This is a genomic window from Cryobacterium cryoconiti, assembly GCF_004403065.1.
Lineage (GTDB): Bacteria > Actinomycetota > Actinomycetes > Actinomycetales > Microbacteriaceae > Cryobacterium > Cryobacterium cryoconiti.
Genome location: NZ_SOHA01000035.1, coordinates 76633 through 93582 on the forward strand (window position 1 = coordinate 76633; position 16950 = coordinate 93582).

Genomic DNA, 16950 nt, shown 5'->3' on the forward strand with positions numbered 1-16950 from the left:
CGGCGCACCGGCAACAGTTGTCCGTTTCGGCAACAATTGCCCTGTACCCGACCATGTCATCACCCTGCCCCGGCAATATCCGGGGTCGGGCTGGTGCGTGATCCTCAGAGCTGTCGACCCATCAGACTTCACTCTCGGCACCACAAGATCATCACTCGGAGGAAACCACCGTGCCTGTCATCGCCATCATCGGAGCTGGACCAGGACTCGGAGCAGCAGTTGCGCGAAGGTTCGGGCGCGAGGGCTTCTCAATCGCCCTGATCTCGAGAAACCAGTCGAAGCTCGACTCCATGGCTGCGGAGCTCACTGCTGCCGATTTCACCGCGTGTGGTTACGCCGCGGATGTCCGAGTGCCGGCGGCGCTTGAAGATTCCCTTGCGCGTGCTGCGGCAGAGCTCGGACCCATCACTACGTTGCAGTACAGCCCGCTTCCGTCGCGTGACTACCTGAAGCCGGTGCTCGACATGACTCCGGAGCTGGCTTTGGAGGCATTGCAGTTCTCGGCTCTCGGGCTCATTCACGCAGTGCGTGCGGTGCTCCCGGCGATGCGGCAGTCAGGTAGCGGCAGCATCATCATGATCAACGGCGGAACCTCAGTGAAGGCCCGCGCCGACTTCGCCGGCACATCGGTCGCCTTCCCGGCCGAGAGCGCATACGGCGAGATGCTCCACGACGCGCTCGAGGGTGAGGGAGTCCGTGTCAGCCAACTCGTGATCCCGGGAGGCATTCCTCAGCTTCAGCTTGACGATGGCATCGACGGCGTCGCCGATCGCATTTGGGACCTCCACGCCGTTGCTGGTCCATTTCGAACGATGCTCATCCCGCTTGAGGACGGCAGGGAGTAAGGGCACTGCGCTGCCGGCAGCGACGATGCGGAGATAGCCAGAAGGGCGCTAAACGTGGCTGTGAATGGTTGCTCTGCGATGCCACTCGGTGGATTTCCGCTTTGACGTGGAGCAGCGTTCCTGCCCAGGGGTGAGGGCGTCACACGCCCCAGTTCGGCGATGGAGCAACAAACACTGTGATCGGCCCGAGTGGGTCGGGAGCGCGGACCTGGACGGAAAACACAGGGTCGGCGTTCCAGTCGGCGGGTGGGAGCGGCACGGGACCCACAGTTAGGTCGAGCGCGCCGTCGTGAGGACTCCGGTAAGCGGTGTCGGGATGACGTGCCGCGAGCTCTGCGGCGTTGTCTCCGACCGCAATCCCGTCGATGGTGCTGATATGAACACCGTTCACGGCGTCGGAGGCAACTAGGACACGGGTGTTGGGAAGATAAGGTGGCACCCCGACCGGGTCCTCGTCGACGAAGACGAAATCACCCGGCGTGTAGGGGTTCAGGCCAGAACCAGAATCCTTGGCGTAGGTATTACCCCACGAATACCTAGTGCCGGGATGCTGCTCGGTGTTTTCGCTCAAATAGTCTTCGGTGATGGGCGGGCTTCCGAAGGCTGCGGACAGTCCGGCGACCACCTCGCTGGCAGGCTGGAAGTAGTCGAACGTGGCCAAAGTCTCCCCGGAGCCGTCTCGCACGTCGATGGAGGTTGCACTGATGTAGAGGTCCGTCACTGCGGCTGTGACCGGGAGAGGCTCCGATGCAGTCGGGGCAGATGGAGCCACCGTCGGCGTTGCAGACGGACCCGGGGTGCCGCGGACGGGACCGGCTTGACCGGAACAGCCGGTCAGAATCAGGACGCTGGCAACCACAACAAGTGCTGCGACCGCTGTGCCGCACCCACCCTCCACGCCGCGAACGGTCATACTTCCCCCAGAAGTCATCAAGCAGGTGGCTGCACTTGGAAACATCTTTGCACGGTTGGTAATCAGAGGCACGGCAACATCCCGGACTGAAGCGACCCTCGGCGGTTGTCAGGTCTTTCGGTGACGAAAACCGGTCGACTTCGACAGGCGCAACAGCCGAACTTGACCGGAACCGTCGAAGTCGATGCGCGCTCGTTGCGGATGCCGCGTCGCATTGAACGGGCACCGGGGGAAGGTCAGCGTCACCTTTTCAGTGGTTGGTGAGGCTTCAGTCGCCCCAGTCCGCCGAAGGCCCCCAGAATCTCGTGATCGGCCCGAGCGGATCAGGGGCATCAAGTCGGACCGAATACGTGCGGTCCGAATTTCCTCTCGCGGCCTCGCACGGTGGAAGCGAAACGTGACCGACGCCGATGTGGAGTTCGACGGGTTCGCCCTTGGGGTCGCCCAGCGGAGCGCTTCTCCACGAGGTGTCGGGATAACGTGCCGCAATTTCGGCGGCGTTGTCGCCGACGGCGATTCCATCCACTGTGCGGATGCGAACACCGTTCAGGGCCTCGGTTTCCACTCCGAAAGAGGAACTTGGGCAGTTCAATGTCTCCCCGTTCACCACTCGATCGAAGTCGTGGATGGCGAAATCGTCCCACGCGTAGGTAACTCCCGGGTGATTGTCGTCCTCGCCCCACGTGCTTTCGGTCGGCGCGCTTCCCAGTGCCAGCGTTAGCGCGGAAACCAGTTCGTCCGGCGGCTGGAAATAGTCGAACGTGGATTGGGCGGTCCCGGATGCATCTCGGAATTCGATCGACGTCGAGCTGAGCACGAGGTCAGTCACCCGGGCTGCAGCCGGCGGCGCCGACTCGGTTGCCGTTGCCGTTGCCGTTTCGGGCGTTGCCGTCGGGCTGGGGGTGCGTGGGATAGGAGCTGCTGGTCCGGAACAGGCGGTGAGGAACACCGCGCCAACGACGAGGACCGCTCCTGAGAGAACCTTGCCCACACGTGACACGCCGTTATCGATCATTGTTCCCCCGGGTCATCGGACGTATGAGCGCCCTCGAACATATCTTCACACAGACGCTGAGATCTAATGGATGAATGGCTGGTGTTGCCGTTCCACGGTCACGTACTTGGTGGCGGAATGCGGTGAATTTCCGGTTCACGTGTGGCCCGCGGTCCGGGCCGCAACTGTTCCCGCTTCGGACAATCGTGACCGGCGCAACGGCCACAATTGTCCGTTCCGGCAACAATTGCCCAGATTGACGTCATGCAGCGCTGCGGCCAGCTCTCACCGGCGCTGGTCGTTCAGAGCGAAGACCTCAGACGCCCCAGTTCGGCGATGGAATGACGGAACACGGTTTGGTTCCGCGTCGATATCCAAATAAACCGTGTGTTGAGAACGGCCCCGTCAGCTTCGGCAGGCAGGGCCGTGTCGTGTTCGCATACTTGAGCTGTGGGCAACCCTGAGCAGTAGTCTCAGGGCATGAAACGACACGTTGGCCTGATTCTGCTGGCAGCCGTGTCCCTGACTGGCTGCTCTGCCTTCGGTGTCGAACCGTCGCCGACAACGACGTACACAGATTCGCAGGGCGATGAGATCACGGTCGACTGGGCCGATTACCCGGCTCACGCGGGGCAGAACGGGGAGGCTCTGTTGGGCCGACCAGACCAGACAGCGCTCGAGCCCGAGGCGCGTGCGCTGATCGGCAATCTGCAGGCCGCGATTGCCGACGCCTCAGGCCTGGAGATGACGTCTACAGAGCCCGAGGACGAGTGGTTCAGTGATGAGCGCTGGTTCCCGCAGCTCGGCAATGGTTATGGGGGAGAGTCCATGCTCATCTCCGTCAACTGTTGCGAATCGGCCACGGATGGCGTTCCGCGCCCGGCGAAGTGGCAGGCGGTGCTCGATGCCGCTAGTGAGGTCACTCGTGCCGCCGGGCTCGGGCTGCTCGTGCTGGAGCAGGACTCCAAGGCAATGAACGCCGACCCGAACTGGCAGAAGGAATACCGCGACCGTTATTGCAACCGCGAGGGCGGTGAGTGTTGGCTCTGGAACGCCAGGGTGTACGACGGCGTCCAATGGGTCGATGTCTCTATCCAGGATGCGGCGCTGGACCCCACCGGTGCGGCAGCGACCTGGGCGGAGAACGCTGACGGTCGACTCGACAACATCCGCGTCTCGTACGGTGCGACTGTGGTGCGTTCAGGGGAGTCTGAGGAGTACGCCCGCGCAATCGAGCCGTTCCTCGGACTCGCGTTGCCAGTCTCGACGACATCCGACTAAACGGCCGCGCCCCGGCACAGTCGCACGCTGAGAGTGTCCAGCTGCTGAGACGTTGTACGCCTGTGGACCGTGGTGAAGTTCCGCTTCGACGTCTAGCCCGTTGGCTGCCCGAACCCGTGCACGCCCCTACACTGATCGGGGGGAAGCGGTTCGTGGTACCCGGCGACACGGTTTGATGGCCCAATCGGCCAAAACCAAGACGAAAGGTATTCATGGAACTGGGTGCATGGGACGGCTGGGCGTCCTCGATCCTATCGTTTGTCGCGATTGTTATCGGGATCTTGATCGCGGCCAAAGCCTTACGGCAGTCGGGACAGATCGCGGACAGCCAAGCCAAGATGGAAAAAGAGAATTACCTGAGTGGCCGTATGCAGGGCCTTGTCGAGCATGCCAGAGCAACTGTTCTGGAATCTCGGACCATTCAGGATCTCACCAGCCCGCGAATGTCTGAGCTGCTGTCCTTCCCCGAGGGCGATGTGAGCCTGATCGGTGAGCGCCGGACCACAGTCCTCAGCGCTCTGTCGCGCCTGCTGGTCCAGGTGGAGTTGCTACGCATCTACGCCATAACCATGCCGTCGGTCGGGGCGGACAGCAGCCGCGCGCGTGTTGCGTTGAGCAATCTGATGGACGAAGGAGCCTGGCTCTACAGTGAGGCCCTGCACCTATCGATTCTTGCCTTCGACGATGACCCGGACGACGACGTCGATCTTTCGGACCGGCACGCGATTGTCGATGCTCTCCTCAACGGCTCGTTCGTCAATCTGTCGACGCGTCTGCTGTCGGATTGCGTTGGCAGGAACTATGACGACATTCCGTACTTCAACGAGCCAGGCTCGCCGTGGCCCGCCGTGTATCGACGCCGCAAGGAGGTTCTACTGGGTGCAGTGGTGTCAAAAAAGTCCGGGCTCCCCGGGTCGCTTGTTGAAGCCGGTGTGTGGTCCTTGGATCACACGTCGGATAGGTTCCAGGATGCGCTCATGTCTGTACTTCAGGAGTGGGATGACCTCAGAGGTTGACTGAGCGCCCGGATTCAGTCCGAGGCTTGGAACCGGAGGCGGCTGCTGATCCGGACATCCGCAGCCCTATGCCGCGGTGAACCGTTTCGCTGAGCGGGCTTTCGCCTTCTCCGCCTCGACTTCCCGGTTCTTGGGCGGAGCCGTGGTCACCAGGTCCTCCAACAGGTGCCGCGAGATGTGGGCGATCTCCTCGACAGCCCGGTTGAACGCCGGGGCGTTGGCGTTCGACGGCTTCGTGAAGCCGCTGATCTTGCGCACGAACTGCAGGGCGGCGGCGGTCACCTCGTCGTCGGTGGCGGCGGGCTCAAAGTTATGCAGAGTGTGGATATTCCGGCACATGCCCCCAGAATAACCACCTGTCCCGGCGTCGTCACCCCGCAGTGCGGCGGTGGCCGCGCCGCCCCGGGCACCTGCCGCACCGGTTGTGCCCGGCGGTCAACCGGTTGCGATCCGCAGCACAACATTGCCTCTCTTGTGCCCGTCGTCGACGTAGCGGTGCGCAGCGGCAACGTCGGCAAGGTCGTAGGTACGGTCGATGACGGCCTGGAAACGACCCGATTCCGCGAGGCCGACCAGCACAGCCAGCGATTCCGCCGTGTTGGCGATGTTGCCCGCGGCGACCAGCTTCCCGCTCGTCCTGGTGTGCCAGGCGGCCAGCAGCAGACCTCTCAGATCGGAGATGACGAGCAACAGGGCGCCGCCGGGAGTGATGCGCGCCGCGGCGCGTTCGAAGGGGGCGTTCCCGACGCAATCCATGATGACGTTGTAGGTTTGCCCCTCGAACAGGAAATCCGTCGTCGTGTAGTCGATCACCCGGTCGGCGCCGAGCGCGGTGACCAGTTCGCGGTTGGCGCCGCTGCACACACCGGTGACCCGGGCGCCCAACTGCCTGGCGAGCTGCACTGCCGCCGTGCCTACCGCACCGGATGCGCCGTTCACGAGAACGGTGCTGCCCGGTGTGATCGCGGCGCGGCTGAAAAATGCTTGGGCGGTGGTTCCGCCGAAGACGAGGGTGACGGCATCCGTGAAGGTCATGTTCCGTGGCTTCGCCGTGATCACGCCATCCTGCGGGATGCAGACGTATTCCGCGTGCCCGCCGAACCGGCTGCCGAGCATGGCGATCACCTCGTCTCCGGGCCCGAACGACGTGACGCCCGAGCCCACGGCCTCGACGACACCGGCGACATCCATGCCCAGGACCCGCCGGCGGGGGCGGAACACTCCGAGCGCGAGCGCAGTGGGCAGTCCCAGCCCTTTCGGGACGTTGCGCGAGCGAGACCGGTAGTCAGCGGCGCTCACCGTGCTCGCGTAGACCTTGACGAGCACCTCGCCCGGCCGCGGCTGGGGTTTGGGAACCTCTTCGATCTGCACCACCTCCGGAGGGCCGAACCGGCGATAGACGGCGGCACGCATCCGCACATCCTGGCCGTGGGTGCGAGTGTCTGGTTGTGACTTCATGGCGACTCCTTGAGTGATGGGGTGAGGACAGGTCTGGGGCGCCGGCGGATAATGTACTCCGCTACCGCCAGGTTGATCACCCAGCCGGCACCCATGAACCCGGCGCGAGATAGTTCGTCGGTTGAACCGAAGATGATCGATTGTGGGATGAGAACGACGGCCTGGGTGCCGGCTCCCACTCCGATGGCGTAGGCGCGGGTCATCCAGGCGCCGTGGCGGATGAAGTCTCGCCGCACGATGCTGCGAACACCGAGGCCGATGCTCGCCACCATGGCTGCCCCGAAGAGCAGCCGCAACACCACCAGGAGGGCTCCATCCCCGGCTGGATGCGGGTAGAAAGCGGCCATCCACATGCCGGAGAGCGCGGCGAGCAGGCCCGCCGGGATGAGGATGCGTCCGGTGATGCGATGCCAGCCGGCCCGGTGGCGACGCAGTGTCGGCACGAATTGGAACGCGCCCAGCAGGGTGAACACGGTCACGCTGAGGATGTGCGTCACGAGGGGCACGGGGGAGTCGAGAAACCGGGCGTTCTGCGGTGTGGCGACGGCCCCGCCCGTCAGCTCGGTGAGCCGCGCCGCCCCGGCGAGCACGGGGATGAGGTTGAGGAGGATCAACCCGGTCGGTGCCAGCCAGTGCCTCCGAGGGCCGGACCGATGATCGCGCCGGGGTGTCGCGGCAGTCACGATGCCCGCGGTCATGGGTGCCTGCTTCCGAGGGCCTTGACGGAGATCAGCGTCACACCCAGGTCGCTGACGCGCCGGAGCAGCCCGTGCAGCGCGGCCTGGTCGATGACCGGGCCCGTGAGCACGGTGGTTCCATCGACTGTCCCGGTCAGGGTGAAGCCTTCGAACCAGTCGCTCCAGCTCTCCTCGAGCTGTCCCCGGAGCCGAATCTCATAGCGGGCGAGGTCACCGTTCTCCCGGTTCATCAGAACACCGTCGTGTGGTCGAGAGCTGATCCGTGCGCGGTGCGGATGCTCTGCGCTGCGCTGGTGCGCTGGTCCGACCACAGTGAGTAGCCGAGCCAGATCAGGGCCAGGCCCATCGGGATCGCGGCCATCCTTTCGAGCGGATGCGGAAGCAGCGCGCCCGCGAGGGGCGTCACCGCCGCAGCGGCGATCAAGAGGATACCGGCCCCACGGGAGAGGACGCGGGCCCGGAGGACGGCGACGCCGAACAGGATGGCGCCGACCGTGTAGACCACGGCGCCGATCAGGGGAAGTGCGGCGAGAAGGCCGAGGTCGGTCTCGGCCGGGTTTCGGCCGAAGAGGCCGACGAAGTCCTCGGCGAATTGCGGTGCGTCTGCCGCGACCAGCGGCGCGATGAAAGCCTCCGCGAAGACGAAGGCCGATTGCAGGATGAAGAAGAGTCCGAACATCGCGTAGCCGACCAGGCCGAGCAGCCCGAACTGGCGCACCTGGCGAAGGTAGAGGCCCGTGACGCCGACCAGGCCGAGGACGGCCATGCCGAAGCTGAGACTGTGCACCGTCACCCAGGTCTGGGTGGTGAGGGAGGCAGCCTCGTCGGCGGGGTGGAAGAACTGGATGATGATGTAGATCAGCCCGGACAGGGCGGTGGCAACCGCGGCCCCTCGGGTGAGTGTGGCAGGCGTGATGTTCATGAGGTGCTCCGATGCTCTGAGTGGCCCCAGGGGGATACCTGAGAACGACCCGAATCTACGAAGACACGTGGTGACGGGGCATCACCCCCTGTGGTGACCGAGGTGGTGATTTATGCCGGCCGCCGGGCTAGATCAGGCCCAGCTGGGTGGCACGGCTGACGGCAGCCGAACGGCTGTTGACGTCGAGTTTGCCGAATATGTGCCTGCTGTGGGTGCGCAGGGTGTTGAGCGAAACGTACAGTTCCCGCGCGATCTGGGGACCGGTGAGTTCGGTCGCCAGGAGCCGGAGTACGTGCAGTTCGCGCTCGCTCAATGGCTCAGGCAGGGTCGGCGGGCCGGTTGTGCCGGCACCGGAGGTGCGCAGGGCCCGGCCGATCCGTCGCACGTACTCGGGGCGGGTTCCCGTCTCGGCGGCCGCACGGAGCAACGCCGACATGGGCTCGCCTTCGTCGGCGAAGAGTCGGAGGTAGCCCTCCGGCTCGGCGAGGGTGAGCGCTCGGTGAAGCGAAGGCAGGGCGGCCGGGATGCGACCCTGCGCCTCCTCCGCCAGTGCCTGCAGCAGGAGGATCTCGAGGACGACTCCGGTGCGGCGGCCTGCTTCGGCGGCGGCCAGGAGCCGGTCAAGCAAACGGATGGCCGACCCGATCGTTCCCTCGTGCGGATCGGCCCGGTGCTGCGCGATGAGCAGCCTCGCCACGGTGATGTGCCCGAACTCACTCAGGTAGGTCAGCTCGTCCTCCGCAGACAGGCCGTGCTCGTCGGCCCAGGCGCGGGCATCCGTCAGTCGTCCCTGAGTGATCCAGAGCCGAGCTCGCATCGCGGCGATCGGACGGGCCTCCGGGAAGAACCCGCGTCGGTACAGCCGTTCGGCCGTCGCGAGTAGATCGAGAGCGGCGTGCTGATGTCCTTCGGCTTCCCGGACGCGCGCCATCGCGACGAACCACCGGTAGCGGTTCTCGGGCAGGGAGGCTCGTTCCCCGAGTTCCTCGCTCACCTGCAGGTGCGCTCTGGCGGCGGGCAGTTCGTCGCGTTCGCGCAGGAGTTCGCTGATGCCGGTGTGCAGGTCGGCCGTCGATTGCGGCGGCGGCTCTCCCTGTTCCGATGCGAGCTGCAGGCCCTGTGCGAAGGCGCTCTCGGCTTCGCGGAGTCGTCCCATCGGCGTCAGGAGGTCTGCCAGCACGAGGGTGGTGGCGAGCATATCGGCCAGGTTGCCGGCCAGTCGCAGGCTGGTCCTGACCTCGGCGAAGGCCCGCAGGGCGGCGTCGAGATCGCCGTCGGCCCAGGAAGCGAGTCCGAGGAGGCCGGCTGCCGCACCGCGCCCGAGATGATCGTCTGGAAGGGTGAGATCCAGGGCGCGCCCAGCGTGCTCCTTCATCCCGCTCACATTCCCCTGCGCCTGCGCCAGGGCTGCCCGATAGACGGCGATCGTCACGGGAAGCTTCCGAAGCTCCGCGCCGGCGGCGGAGCGGTGCGTCGGTTCGCCGTCATCGTTCCTGGCCGCCAGGGCCCGTTCGGCGTCGCTCAGGCGGGGTTCGACAGCCTCCACGTCACCGGAGACGAATGCGGACCACGCGCAGTAGACGCCGAGCACCGGCCTGCGGCGGATGACGTCGTCCGGGAGCAACTTCAGCCAGCCGAGCAGCGTCGCATCCTGCCTGCTCTGCCGCACGGAGGGCACGGTCGCCTCGATCACCGTCGCCGCACGTTCACTGTCCCCGGCCGCCAGGGCGTGAGTGATCGCTTCCTCCGGGAGGTCATTCTGCTCGTGCCAGGCGCTGGCGAGTCGATGGAGCTCAGCCACCCGATCCGGCTTGTCGGCACGCAACCGCGCCCGCAGGACATCCGCGAAGAGGTGGTGATACCGGTACCAATGACGCCGGTCGTCGAGGGCAATGACGAAGAGATTCTCCCGCTCGAGGGATGCCAGCATCTCGCTGCTCCCGGCCTCCCCGGTGACGGCGTCGCAGAGGGGGCCGGTGAGCCGGTCCAGGATGGAGGTGCGCAGCAGGAATGCCCGCACCTGCTCGGGCTGACGCTGCAGCACCTCTTCGGCGAGATAGTCGATCACGAACCGGTTGCTCCCGGTGAACCCGTGGATGAAGCCGGAGACATCCGAGCGTTCACGCATCGAGAGGGCCGCCAGTTGGAGCCCGGCGATCCAGCCCTCCGTGCGCGATTCGAGGGCGGCGATGTCGTCGGCCGAGAGCTGCAGGTCCACCATCTCGGTCAGGAAGGCGGCGGCCTCGTCCGCAGTGAAGCGCAGATCGGCTGCCCGCAACTCGGTGAGCTCATCCCCGGCGCGCAATCGCGCCACGGGCAGAAGCGGATCGGAGCGGCTCGCCACGGCCACGTGCAGATTCTGCGGAAGATGCTCGAGGAGGAAGACCAGAGCGTCACGGACCTCCGGTGCCTCAATCACCTGCAGGTCATCGAGCACCAGGATGATCGTCTGCGGACGCTGGGCGACGTCATTGATCAGCCCGGTCAGGGCCGGCTCGAACGACGTGACCGGGAGGGTCAGGACTGCTGCACCTGCGCCGATCGCGGGATCTGCCCGTTGCAGCGCGTTCGTCAGGTAGGTGAGGAACCGCGAGGGATCGTTGTCGCTCTCGTCGAGAGACAGCCAGCCGACCCGCAGCAGAGGATCCCGCCGCTGGGCATCGGCTATCCACTCGGTGAGCAGCGTGGTCTTGCCGAAACCGGCGGGCGCGGAAATCAGCAGCAGCTTCCGGCCGGCGCGGAGTCCCTCCTGCAGACGCTCGACCAGGCGCGGGCGAGGCACTGCACCGGACCGAAGCCTCGGGATGAAGAGCTTTGTGGCCAGGACCGGCATCGCCATGACCTCATCCTAGGGACAGGGCAGGTGAGCTCCAGCCCACCGGCCATGCGAGTTCGGGGTCAGCGCAGCATCCGTCGCATCAGGATGCGCGCAAAGCCGCCCGCGACGGCGCTCGTGTCGGCGGCCTTCGTGAAGCCGGCCCGCTCGAACATGCTGCGCGTGCCGACGTAGGCCATCGTGAGGTCCACCCGCTGTCCCGCGTTGTCGACCGGGTAGCTCTCCACGACGGGGGCGCCGGATGCCCGCGCGTACGCCACGGCCCCGTCGATGAGTGCGCGCGTGACGCCCTGCTTGCGGTACCCGGGACGCACCCGGAGGCACCAGAGCGACCAGACGGGCAGCTCGTCGAGGTGCGGGATCTTGCGCGAGTGAGCGAAGGGGTGCAGCTCGGCGCGCGGGGCGATCCCGGCCCACCCGGCGACCTCCCCGTCGCTGTGCGCGAGCACGCCGGGAGCGAGTTCCCGCGAGCACAATTCCCGTACCTTGTCGGCTCGAGCGGCGCCCCGGAGCTCGCGGTTCTCTGCGGAGCCCAGCCGCCAGGAGAGACACCAGCAGACAGACGACTCGGGGTTCTTCGGCTCGAACATCGTCGCCATGTCCGCGAAGTCGTGGGCCGGCGTCACCTCGATCGTCATCGTCGTCGCCATCCTCTCAGCCCTCACTTCGCGGGGCCAATGGTGCCACCGTGCGTGCTCGTCCGGAAGGGCAGCCCGGGCCGGATCCTTCGGCAGGAGGGTGGCGCCGAGGCCGACATTTCCGGTCGAGGTCAGGCCGGGCCCGGCGCGGCCAGAGGGAACGTGGCGAGCACCGTGCGCCCGCTCGCCGCGGATCGGGGCGCCATGTCCACGAGGGCGATCTGGCTGAGGGCGAGCCGCTGGCCCTCGTGCACTCGGGCGCCGTTCTTGATCGTGATGTGGGCCCGGAAGCCGGGACCCGTGAACGCGGGTTCATCCGGGGTGGAGGCGAACGGCCGCACAGCGTCGACGAGGGCGCGGTGCAACCCCGTGAGCTGCGGGTCGTCCTCGATGAGCGTCACCGGCACGTCCTCCCGCCGGCCGAACAGCGCGTCGGCGCCCGCGACGGGAGTCAGTGCGGTCCCGCCGCCCGGCGCGCCGGCGATGGTCGCGGCGACGACACCCGAGATGACGTGCGCGATGACGGATGCCGCGGCATCCGTATGAAAGGGAGGCAGCACGGTGATGTGCAGCGGCCAGTCCGACACCGGGAAGCTGTCGCCGGTGCGGAGCGGCGTGAGCGGGAGGACGACGACGAGGCGGGACATGGGCCGAGTCTAGGCGCCACCGGCAGCGCCCGGCCGGTGGCACAATGGGCGGATGATGCTGCACCTCACCGGCGATTCCGCCGCCGACGCCCTGCTCAGCGACGACCCGTTCGCCCTCCTCCTCGGGATGCTGCTGGACCAGCAGATCGCGATGGAGACCGCGTTCGCCGGGCCGGCCAAGATCCGCGACCGGATCGGCACGCTCGACCCGTCGACCATCGCCGGTTTCGACGCCGACGCCTTCGTCGAGGTCTTCCGGGCCACGCCGGCCGTGCACCGCTACCCCGGCTCGATGGCCGCGCGCACGCAGACCCTCGCCGGGGTGATCGCCGCCGACTGGAACGGCGACGCCTCCGCCCTGTGGACCACCGGCTCCCCGGACGGCGCCGAGATCCTGCGGCGCCTGAAGGCGCTCCCGGGGTTCGGCGAGCAGAAGGCGAAGATCTTCCTGGCCCTGCTCGGCAAGCGGCAGGGTCTCACGGCGCCGGGCTGGCGGGAGGCATCCGCCCCCTACGGCGAGGACGGCTCGTTCCGGTCGGTCGCCGACATCGTCGACCCGGAATCTCTGAGCCGGGTGCGGGAAACCAAGCGGGCGGCGAAGGCAGCGGCCAAGAAGACGGAGTAGGCATGGTGCGGTTCCTGATCCTCTGGCCACCCTCGTGGTCTGGCTGGTCACGGCCGTGGCGACCGTCACACTGCCGCTGCTGTTCCTGCGTAGGGTGGTGAAGCAGGGCGGTACCCGCGGTTAGACCGTTACCGGCCAGATCGAGGAGTGTGCAGTGGGCCCCCATTTCAGCGAGCAGACCTTTGACTTTCTCGAAGAGCTGGAACACCGCAACAACCGCGAGTGGTTCGAAGAGCACAAGCCCGTCTACGAGATCGAGCTGAAGGCACGGATGCTGGCCGTCATCGAGTCGATCAACGCCGGCCTGGGCGAGTTCGCACCCCAGCATCTCCGGCCGCCGAACAAGGCCATGATGCGCATCTACCGCGACGTGCGCTTCTCCCACGACAAAACCCCCTACAAGACCCATCTGGCGGCCTTCTGGCCGCGGCAGGGTCTGGAGAAGACCGGGGGAGCGGGCTTCTTCGTGCAGGTGGGTGTGCAGAGCGTGATGGTCGCGGGAGGGTCCTGGGGTCCGGGACCGCAGCAGCTGCGCGCCATTCGCGAGTATCTGCTCGAGCACCACAGGGCGATGCGAGGCGTGCTGGCCGACGTGTCGCGCACCGGACTGGCCGATCCGCTGGCGGGCAACCCGCTCGTGCGTGCACCGAAGGGTTTCCCGGCCGACCACCCGGCCGTCGATCTGCTGCAGAACCGCAGCTGGGCGATGACCGGCTTCCTGCCCGGCGCCGCGGCGCTCGGCGAGGACTTCACCGACCTGGTGCTGAAGCGGTTCCGGGCGCTCGCTCCGCTGGTCGATCTGCTGAACGTGCCGCTTTCCTCGGTGACGCCACTGCAGCGGGAGGCCGCAACCGGCCGCCGCGAACAGGGTGATTCCACGGCCGTGTGAGTGACGTTGTCGTCCCCATTCGGGACTCCCTGATCGGGTGTACATTCCTCACTAAATCTGTCTGGATACTCCCTGCTTAGACTCAGGAAATTAGTACTAAATTCCTAGTAAGCAATCAGTTCAGCATTTAGGCTGATTAGTAATCAAGCAACACAGCAAAGCACGTCTGCACAGCGAAATCTCAGTTCTTTCTCGCTCATCCGGAGGACAAAAAGTGATTCCCGATTCCCTCACCCAGATTCAATACGACACCGTCTACAACATGTTTTCGCTCGTCATCGCCTCACAGCTGTTCACGGCGATCTTCATCATCGTCTCCCTCAAGCGGATTCTCCCGCGCTACCGTCAGGCGATGACCGTCGCGGCCATCGTGTGTGCGATTGCCGCGTACCACTACTTCCGCATCTTCGACTCCTTCAAAGCAGCGTTCGTCACCGAGGCCATCGGCGGTGCGGGCGACTATGTGCAGGTCGCCGGGGCATCCTTCAACGAGGGCTACCGCTACGTTGACTGGCTCCTCACCGTTCCTCTGCTCCTGCTCGAACTGATCGCGGTTCTCGCCCTGGCCCGCAAGGTGCAGACCAGCCTCCTCTACCGCCTCATCCCGGCCTCGGCCCTGATGATCATCCTCGGGTACCCCGGCGAGCTCAGCGGCGACAACGCGGTACGCGGAATCTTCGGTCTGCTCTCGACCATTCCGTTCGCGTACATCCTCTACGTCCTGTTCGTCGAACTGACCAAGTCCCTCGACCGTCAGCCGGCAAGTGTGCGCCGCACGATCAGCCAGCTGCGCCTGCTGCTGCTGCTGACCTGGGGTGTCTACCCGATCGCCTACCTGCTGCCGATGCTCGGCATCGACGGTTCGGATGCCTGGGTCGGCAAGCAGATCGGCTACTCGATCGCCGACATCCTGGCCAAGGCCCTCTACGGCCTGATCATCTACAAGATCGCTCGGATGAAGTCGTTCGCGGACGACCCGTCTTTCGCACGCCTCGAACTGTCGGTCGATGAAGCCGACGAGATGGCAGCCGGCACGAACGCACGCGGCAAGTAGGCCCACCCGGCCTCCGGCGCGCAGCCAACGGGCCTGGGCCGGTCGTGATCGAATGATCGCGACCGGCCCAGGCCCGTTTCTGCATCCAGTTCGCCCGGGTCGGAGTCTAAAATCAGGTGTGCTCATCGCCCTGAATGACGGACCTGCGGATGCCGTTGTGGCCCGCCACCTGCCCCATCTGGTCGACGACGAGGTGCGGCCGAGTCCCGGCATCCGCGGCGGCCAGACCAGTGCCGACCGTGCACTGGCCGGCTTCTCGGTCGCGGGCTATGCGGCCAGGCGCAGCCAGGTACTCCCGGAGAGCGCTCGCGGGGCATCCCGGCTCTCGCCGTATATTCGGCACTCGCTGTTGCCGCTTGGCCGGGTGTGGGAGCACGTCGGGGGCGGACCGGCCCGGGACACCCGAAAATTCCGGGATGAGTTGCTCTGGCAGGAATACGCGCGCCATCTCTACGCGCGGGTGGGCGGGGCCCTGCACCGAAACCTGCGCTTCGCGGCACCCTGGGCCGGAGAATTCGAACCCGAGGCCTGGCCGCAGCGCATGCGCTGCATCGAGTCGGTGGTGTCGGAGCTGGAAACCGACGGCTGGCTCGTCAACCAGACCCGGATGTGGCTGGCCTCCCAGTACACGGTCCGGTCCGGCGCCGGGTGGCACGCCGGTCAGGAGGAGTTCTACCGGCACCTGCTCGACGGCTCCCGCGCCGCCAACCTGCTGGGCTGGCAGTGGACGGTGGGGGCCGGCACCGGTTCACCCTACGGCTTCGCCCGCTGGCAGGTTGAGAAACGGGCGCCGCAACTCTGCCGTGACTGCCCGCTCGCCCGGGCCTGCCCGATCCAGGAATTTCCGGCCTCGGCCGCCGTTCCGCCGGTGACGGATGCGCCGGCGAACCTCACCCGCGACCCTCAGCTGTCCATCACGAGGGGGCCCGCCGACGTCGTCCGGCATCGGGCTGCTCGGTCGGTGCTCCTGACGGTGGACTCCCTGGGCGACGCCGATCCGGCCCTCATCGCGCATCCCGCGCTTCCGGTCGTCTTCGTCTTCGACGAGCCGGCCCTGGAGCGGTTGCGGTTGTCGAGCAAGAGGCTGATCTTCACGGTGGAGACCCTTCAGGATCTGGCCCGCCGCCGCGAGGTGGTCGTGCACCTGGGCGACCCCCGAGTGATCGTTCCGGGCCTTGACGCAGCCGTCACGTCTGCACCGGTACCCAGTTTCGCTCGGTACGCGGAGGGTGCGGCGGAGCTGCATCCGTGGCCGTGGCTGGTGGAGCCGCACAGCGGCTCGGTAGCCAGCTTCTCTGCCTGGCGCCGGGCCTCGGCCGGAGTGCGCGCTGCCGACGAGTCGGAGGACATGGCGCGACTGGACGGTCTCTAGCGGTCGACGGGGAGCTCCGGCTAGCGCCCCTGGCGGCGCTTGCCGGGCCGCGGCTGGCCTTTGACCTCGGGCGCGCGGCCCTTGCCCTTCGCCGCCTTGGCTTTGCCGCCCGCGGGCAGCGGCGGCTTCCAGGGTTCGTTCGAGGCAGCCAGCTCGGCGCGGGCATCCGTCAGAAACAGGTTGCCCGCGGTGGTGAGCCGGGTGGTCTCCGTGGTGCGGTCGATGAGCACGACGCCGAGGTTCGCCTCGAGTTTCGCAATCGAGGAGCGCAGCTTCGGGGTGGAGATATTGAGGTTCATCGCGGCGCGTGGGAAATGCAACTCCTCGGCGACGGCGATGAAGTGCCGGAGGAGGGTGATGTCCACGGAAACGCCTTTCTTCTGACCCGCACGATTCGCAGGCAGACTCATAGGGTACGCGCCGAGTCCGGGGAGTCGTGACGGATGCCCCCGGCGACGACGGCGTCCCCCCGGCGTGACCAGGTTCTCAGGTATTTCCCAGCTGATAGAGTAAGTGCTGATACTGGGGGATTTATGGATAATTCAAAATTGGGCGGAGAGCCGGATTCCGGCCTTGACGCGACGAACAACGATCTGGAAGCGACGAACCTGCAGCCCGCTGTGACGCCGCCAGCGGATGCTGCGGGTCCGCCTGCACCGCCTGAACCGCCGGCCGGTCCGCCCGCGCCGCCCGCGGATGCTGCGGTTCCGCCCGTGCCGCCGGCGGGCCCGCCCGCTCCTCCCGTTGCCGGGACTCCGGCCG

The 16950-nt window shown here is 66.5% G+C and carries 18 protein-coding genes; 7 read left to right on the forward strand and 11 right to left on the reverse strand.

Features of this window, described 5'->3' with window-relative positions:
* Positions 1–170: 170 nt before the first annotated feature.
* Positions 171–845, forward strand: coding sequence for an SDR family NAD(P)-dependent oxidoreductase (locus E3T49_RS11845; RefSeq protein ID WP_134425111.1), 675 nt, complete (start codon positions 171–173; stop codon positions 843–845).
* Between the two features lie 139 nt (positions 846–984).
* Here E3T49_RS11845 and E3T49_RS11850 read toward each other — a convergent pair whose 3' ends face one another.
* Together E3T49_RS11850 and E3T49_RS11855 are read right to left on the reverse strand one after the other, a co-directional pair.
* On the reverse strand, positions 985–1566 hold the full coding sequence (locus E3T49_RS11850) for a hypothetical protein (RefSeq protein ID WP_134425112.1): 582 nt from the start codon (positions 1564–1566) through the stop codon (positions 985–987).
* A gap of 460 nt (positions 1567–2026) precedes the next feature.
* Positions 2027–2773, reverse strand: a complete 747-nt coding sequence (locus E3T49_RS11855) for a hypothetical protein (protein WP_134425113.1) — start codon at positions 2771–2773, stop codon at positions 2027–2029.
* Positions 2774–3232: 459 nt separating this feature from the next.
* Between E3T49_RS11855 and E3T49_RS11860 the strand changes: the two genes are divergently transcribed.
* The gene (locus tag E3T49_RS11860) at positions 3233–4033 is read left to right on the forward strand and encodes a hypothetical protein (RefSeq protein WP_134425114.1); all 801 of its coding nucleotides are present in this window, start codon (positions 3233–3235) and stop codon (positions 4031–4033) included.
* 212 nt (positions 4034–4245) lie between these two features.
* A complete protein-coding gene (locus E3T49_RS11865) occupies positions 4246–5049 on the forward strand; it encodes a hypothetical protein (protein WP_134425115.1) in 804 nt (267 codons plus the stop codon).
* 66 nt (positions 5050–5115) lie between these two features.
* Here the strand turns inward: E3T49_RS11865 and E3T49_RS11870 are convergent, their stop codons facing one another.
* The 8 genes from E3T49_RS11870 to E3T49_RS11905 all read right to left on the reverse strand — a co-directional run bounded on the left by E3T49_RS11870 (position 5116) and on the right by E3T49_RS11905 (position 12248).
* Entirely contained in the window at positions 5116–5388 is a 273-nt protein-coding gene (locus E3T49_RS11870) for a DUF2277 domain-containing protein (RefSeq protein ID WP_134425116.1), read from the reverse strand.
* Between the two features lie 96 nt (positions 5389–5484).
* Entirely contained in the window at positions 5485–6507 is a 1023-nt protein-coding gene (locus tag E3T49_RS11875; RefSeq protein ID WP_241972794.1) for an NAD(P)-dependent alcohol dehydrogenase, read from the reverse strand.
* Positions 6504–7205 carry a DUF2306 domain-containing protein gene (locus E3T49_RS11880; protein ID WP_134425117.1) on the reverse strand — a complete coding sequence of 234 codons (702 nt, stop codon included), beginning with the start codon at positions 7203–7205 and terminating at the stop codon, positions 6504–6506. The genes E3T49_RS11875 and E3T49_RS11880 overlap by 4 nt, the downstream gene beginning before the upstream one ends.
* Positions 7202–7435 carry a hypothetical protein gene (locus tag E3T49_RS11885; protein ID WP_134425118.1) on the reverse strand — a complete coding sequence of 78 codons (234 nt, stop codon included), beginning with the start codon at positions 7433–7435 and terminating at the stop codon, positions 7202–7204. Before E3T49_RS11885 ends, E3T49_RS11880 begins: the two co-directional genes overlap by 4 nt.
* Positions 7435–8127: a hypothetical protein gene (locus E3T49_RS11890; protein WP_134425119.1), complete on the reverse strand. Its 693-nt coding sequence runs from the start codon at positions 8125–8127 to the stop codon at positions 7435–7437. The genes E3T49_RS11885 and E3T49_RS11890 overlap by 1 nt, the downstream gene beginning before the upstream one ends.
* 127 nt (positions 8128–8254) lie before the next feature.
* Complete coding sequence (locus tag E3T49_RS11895) at positions 8255–10966, reverse strand: winged helix-turn-helix domain-containing protein (RefSeq protein ID WP_134425120.1); 2712 nt, start codon at positions 10964–10966, stop codon at positions 8255–8257.
* Positions 10967–11025: 59 nt separating this feature from the next.
* Positions 11026–11601 carry a GNAT family N-acetyltransferase gene (locus E3T49_RS11900; protein WP_134425133.1) on the reverse strand — a complete coding sequence of 192 codons (576 nt, stop codon included), beginning with the start codon at positions 11599–11601 and terminating at the stop codon, positions 11026–11028.
* Between the two features lie 131 nt (positions 11602–11732).
* Positions 11733–12248, reverse strand: coding sequence for a 2'-5' RNA ligase family protein (locus tag E3T49_RS11905; RefSeq protein ID WP_134425121.1), 516 nt, complete (start codon positions 12246–12248; stop codon positions 11733–11735).
* A gap of 52 nt (positions 12249–12300) precedes the next feature.
* Here E3T49_RS11905 and E3T49_RS11910 point away from each other — a divergent pair, with 52 nt between their 5' ends.
* The 4 genes from E3T49_RS11910 (at position 12301) to E3T49_RS11925 (ending at position 16188) form a co-directional block, all read left to right on the forward strand.
* The gene (locus E3T49_RS11910; protein ID WP_134425122.1) at positions 12301–12873 is read left to right on the forward strand and encodes an HhH-GPD-type base excision DNA repair protein; all 573 of its coding nucleotides are present in this window, start codon (positions 12301–12303) and stop codon (positions 12871–12873) included.
* Positions 12874–13027: 154 nt separating this feature from the next.
* Positions 13028–13762: a DUF2461 domain-containing protein gene (locus E3T49_RS11915; protein WP_134425123.1), complete on the forward strand. Its 735-nt coding sequence runs from the start codon at positions 13028–13030 to the stop codon at positions 13760–13762.
* 214 nt (positions 13763–13976) lie between these two features.
* Positions 13977–14816 (forward strand): bacteriorhodopsin, encoded by an 840-nt coding sequence (locus tag E3T49_RS11920; protein ID WP_198414250.1) that lies wholly within the window; start codon positions 13977–13979, stop codon positions 14814–14816.
* 118 nt (positions 14817–14934) lie between these two features.
* Complete coding sequence (locus E3T49_RS11925) at positions 14935–16188, forward strand: FAD-binding domain-containing protein (RefSeq protein WP_198414251.1); 1254 nt, start codon at positions 14935–14937, stop codon at positions 16186–16188.
* A 20-nt stretch (positions 16189–16208) separates the two neighbouring features.
* On the opposite strand, the gene E3T49_RS11930 is transcribed toward E3T49_RS11925, so the two are convergent.
* A complete protein-coding gene (locus E3T49_RS11930; RefSeq protein WP_134425125.1) occupies positions 16209–16553 on the reverse strand; it encodes a LysR family transcriptional regulator in 345 nt (114 codons plus the stop codon).
* Positions 16554–16950 lie beyond the last annotated feature (397 nt).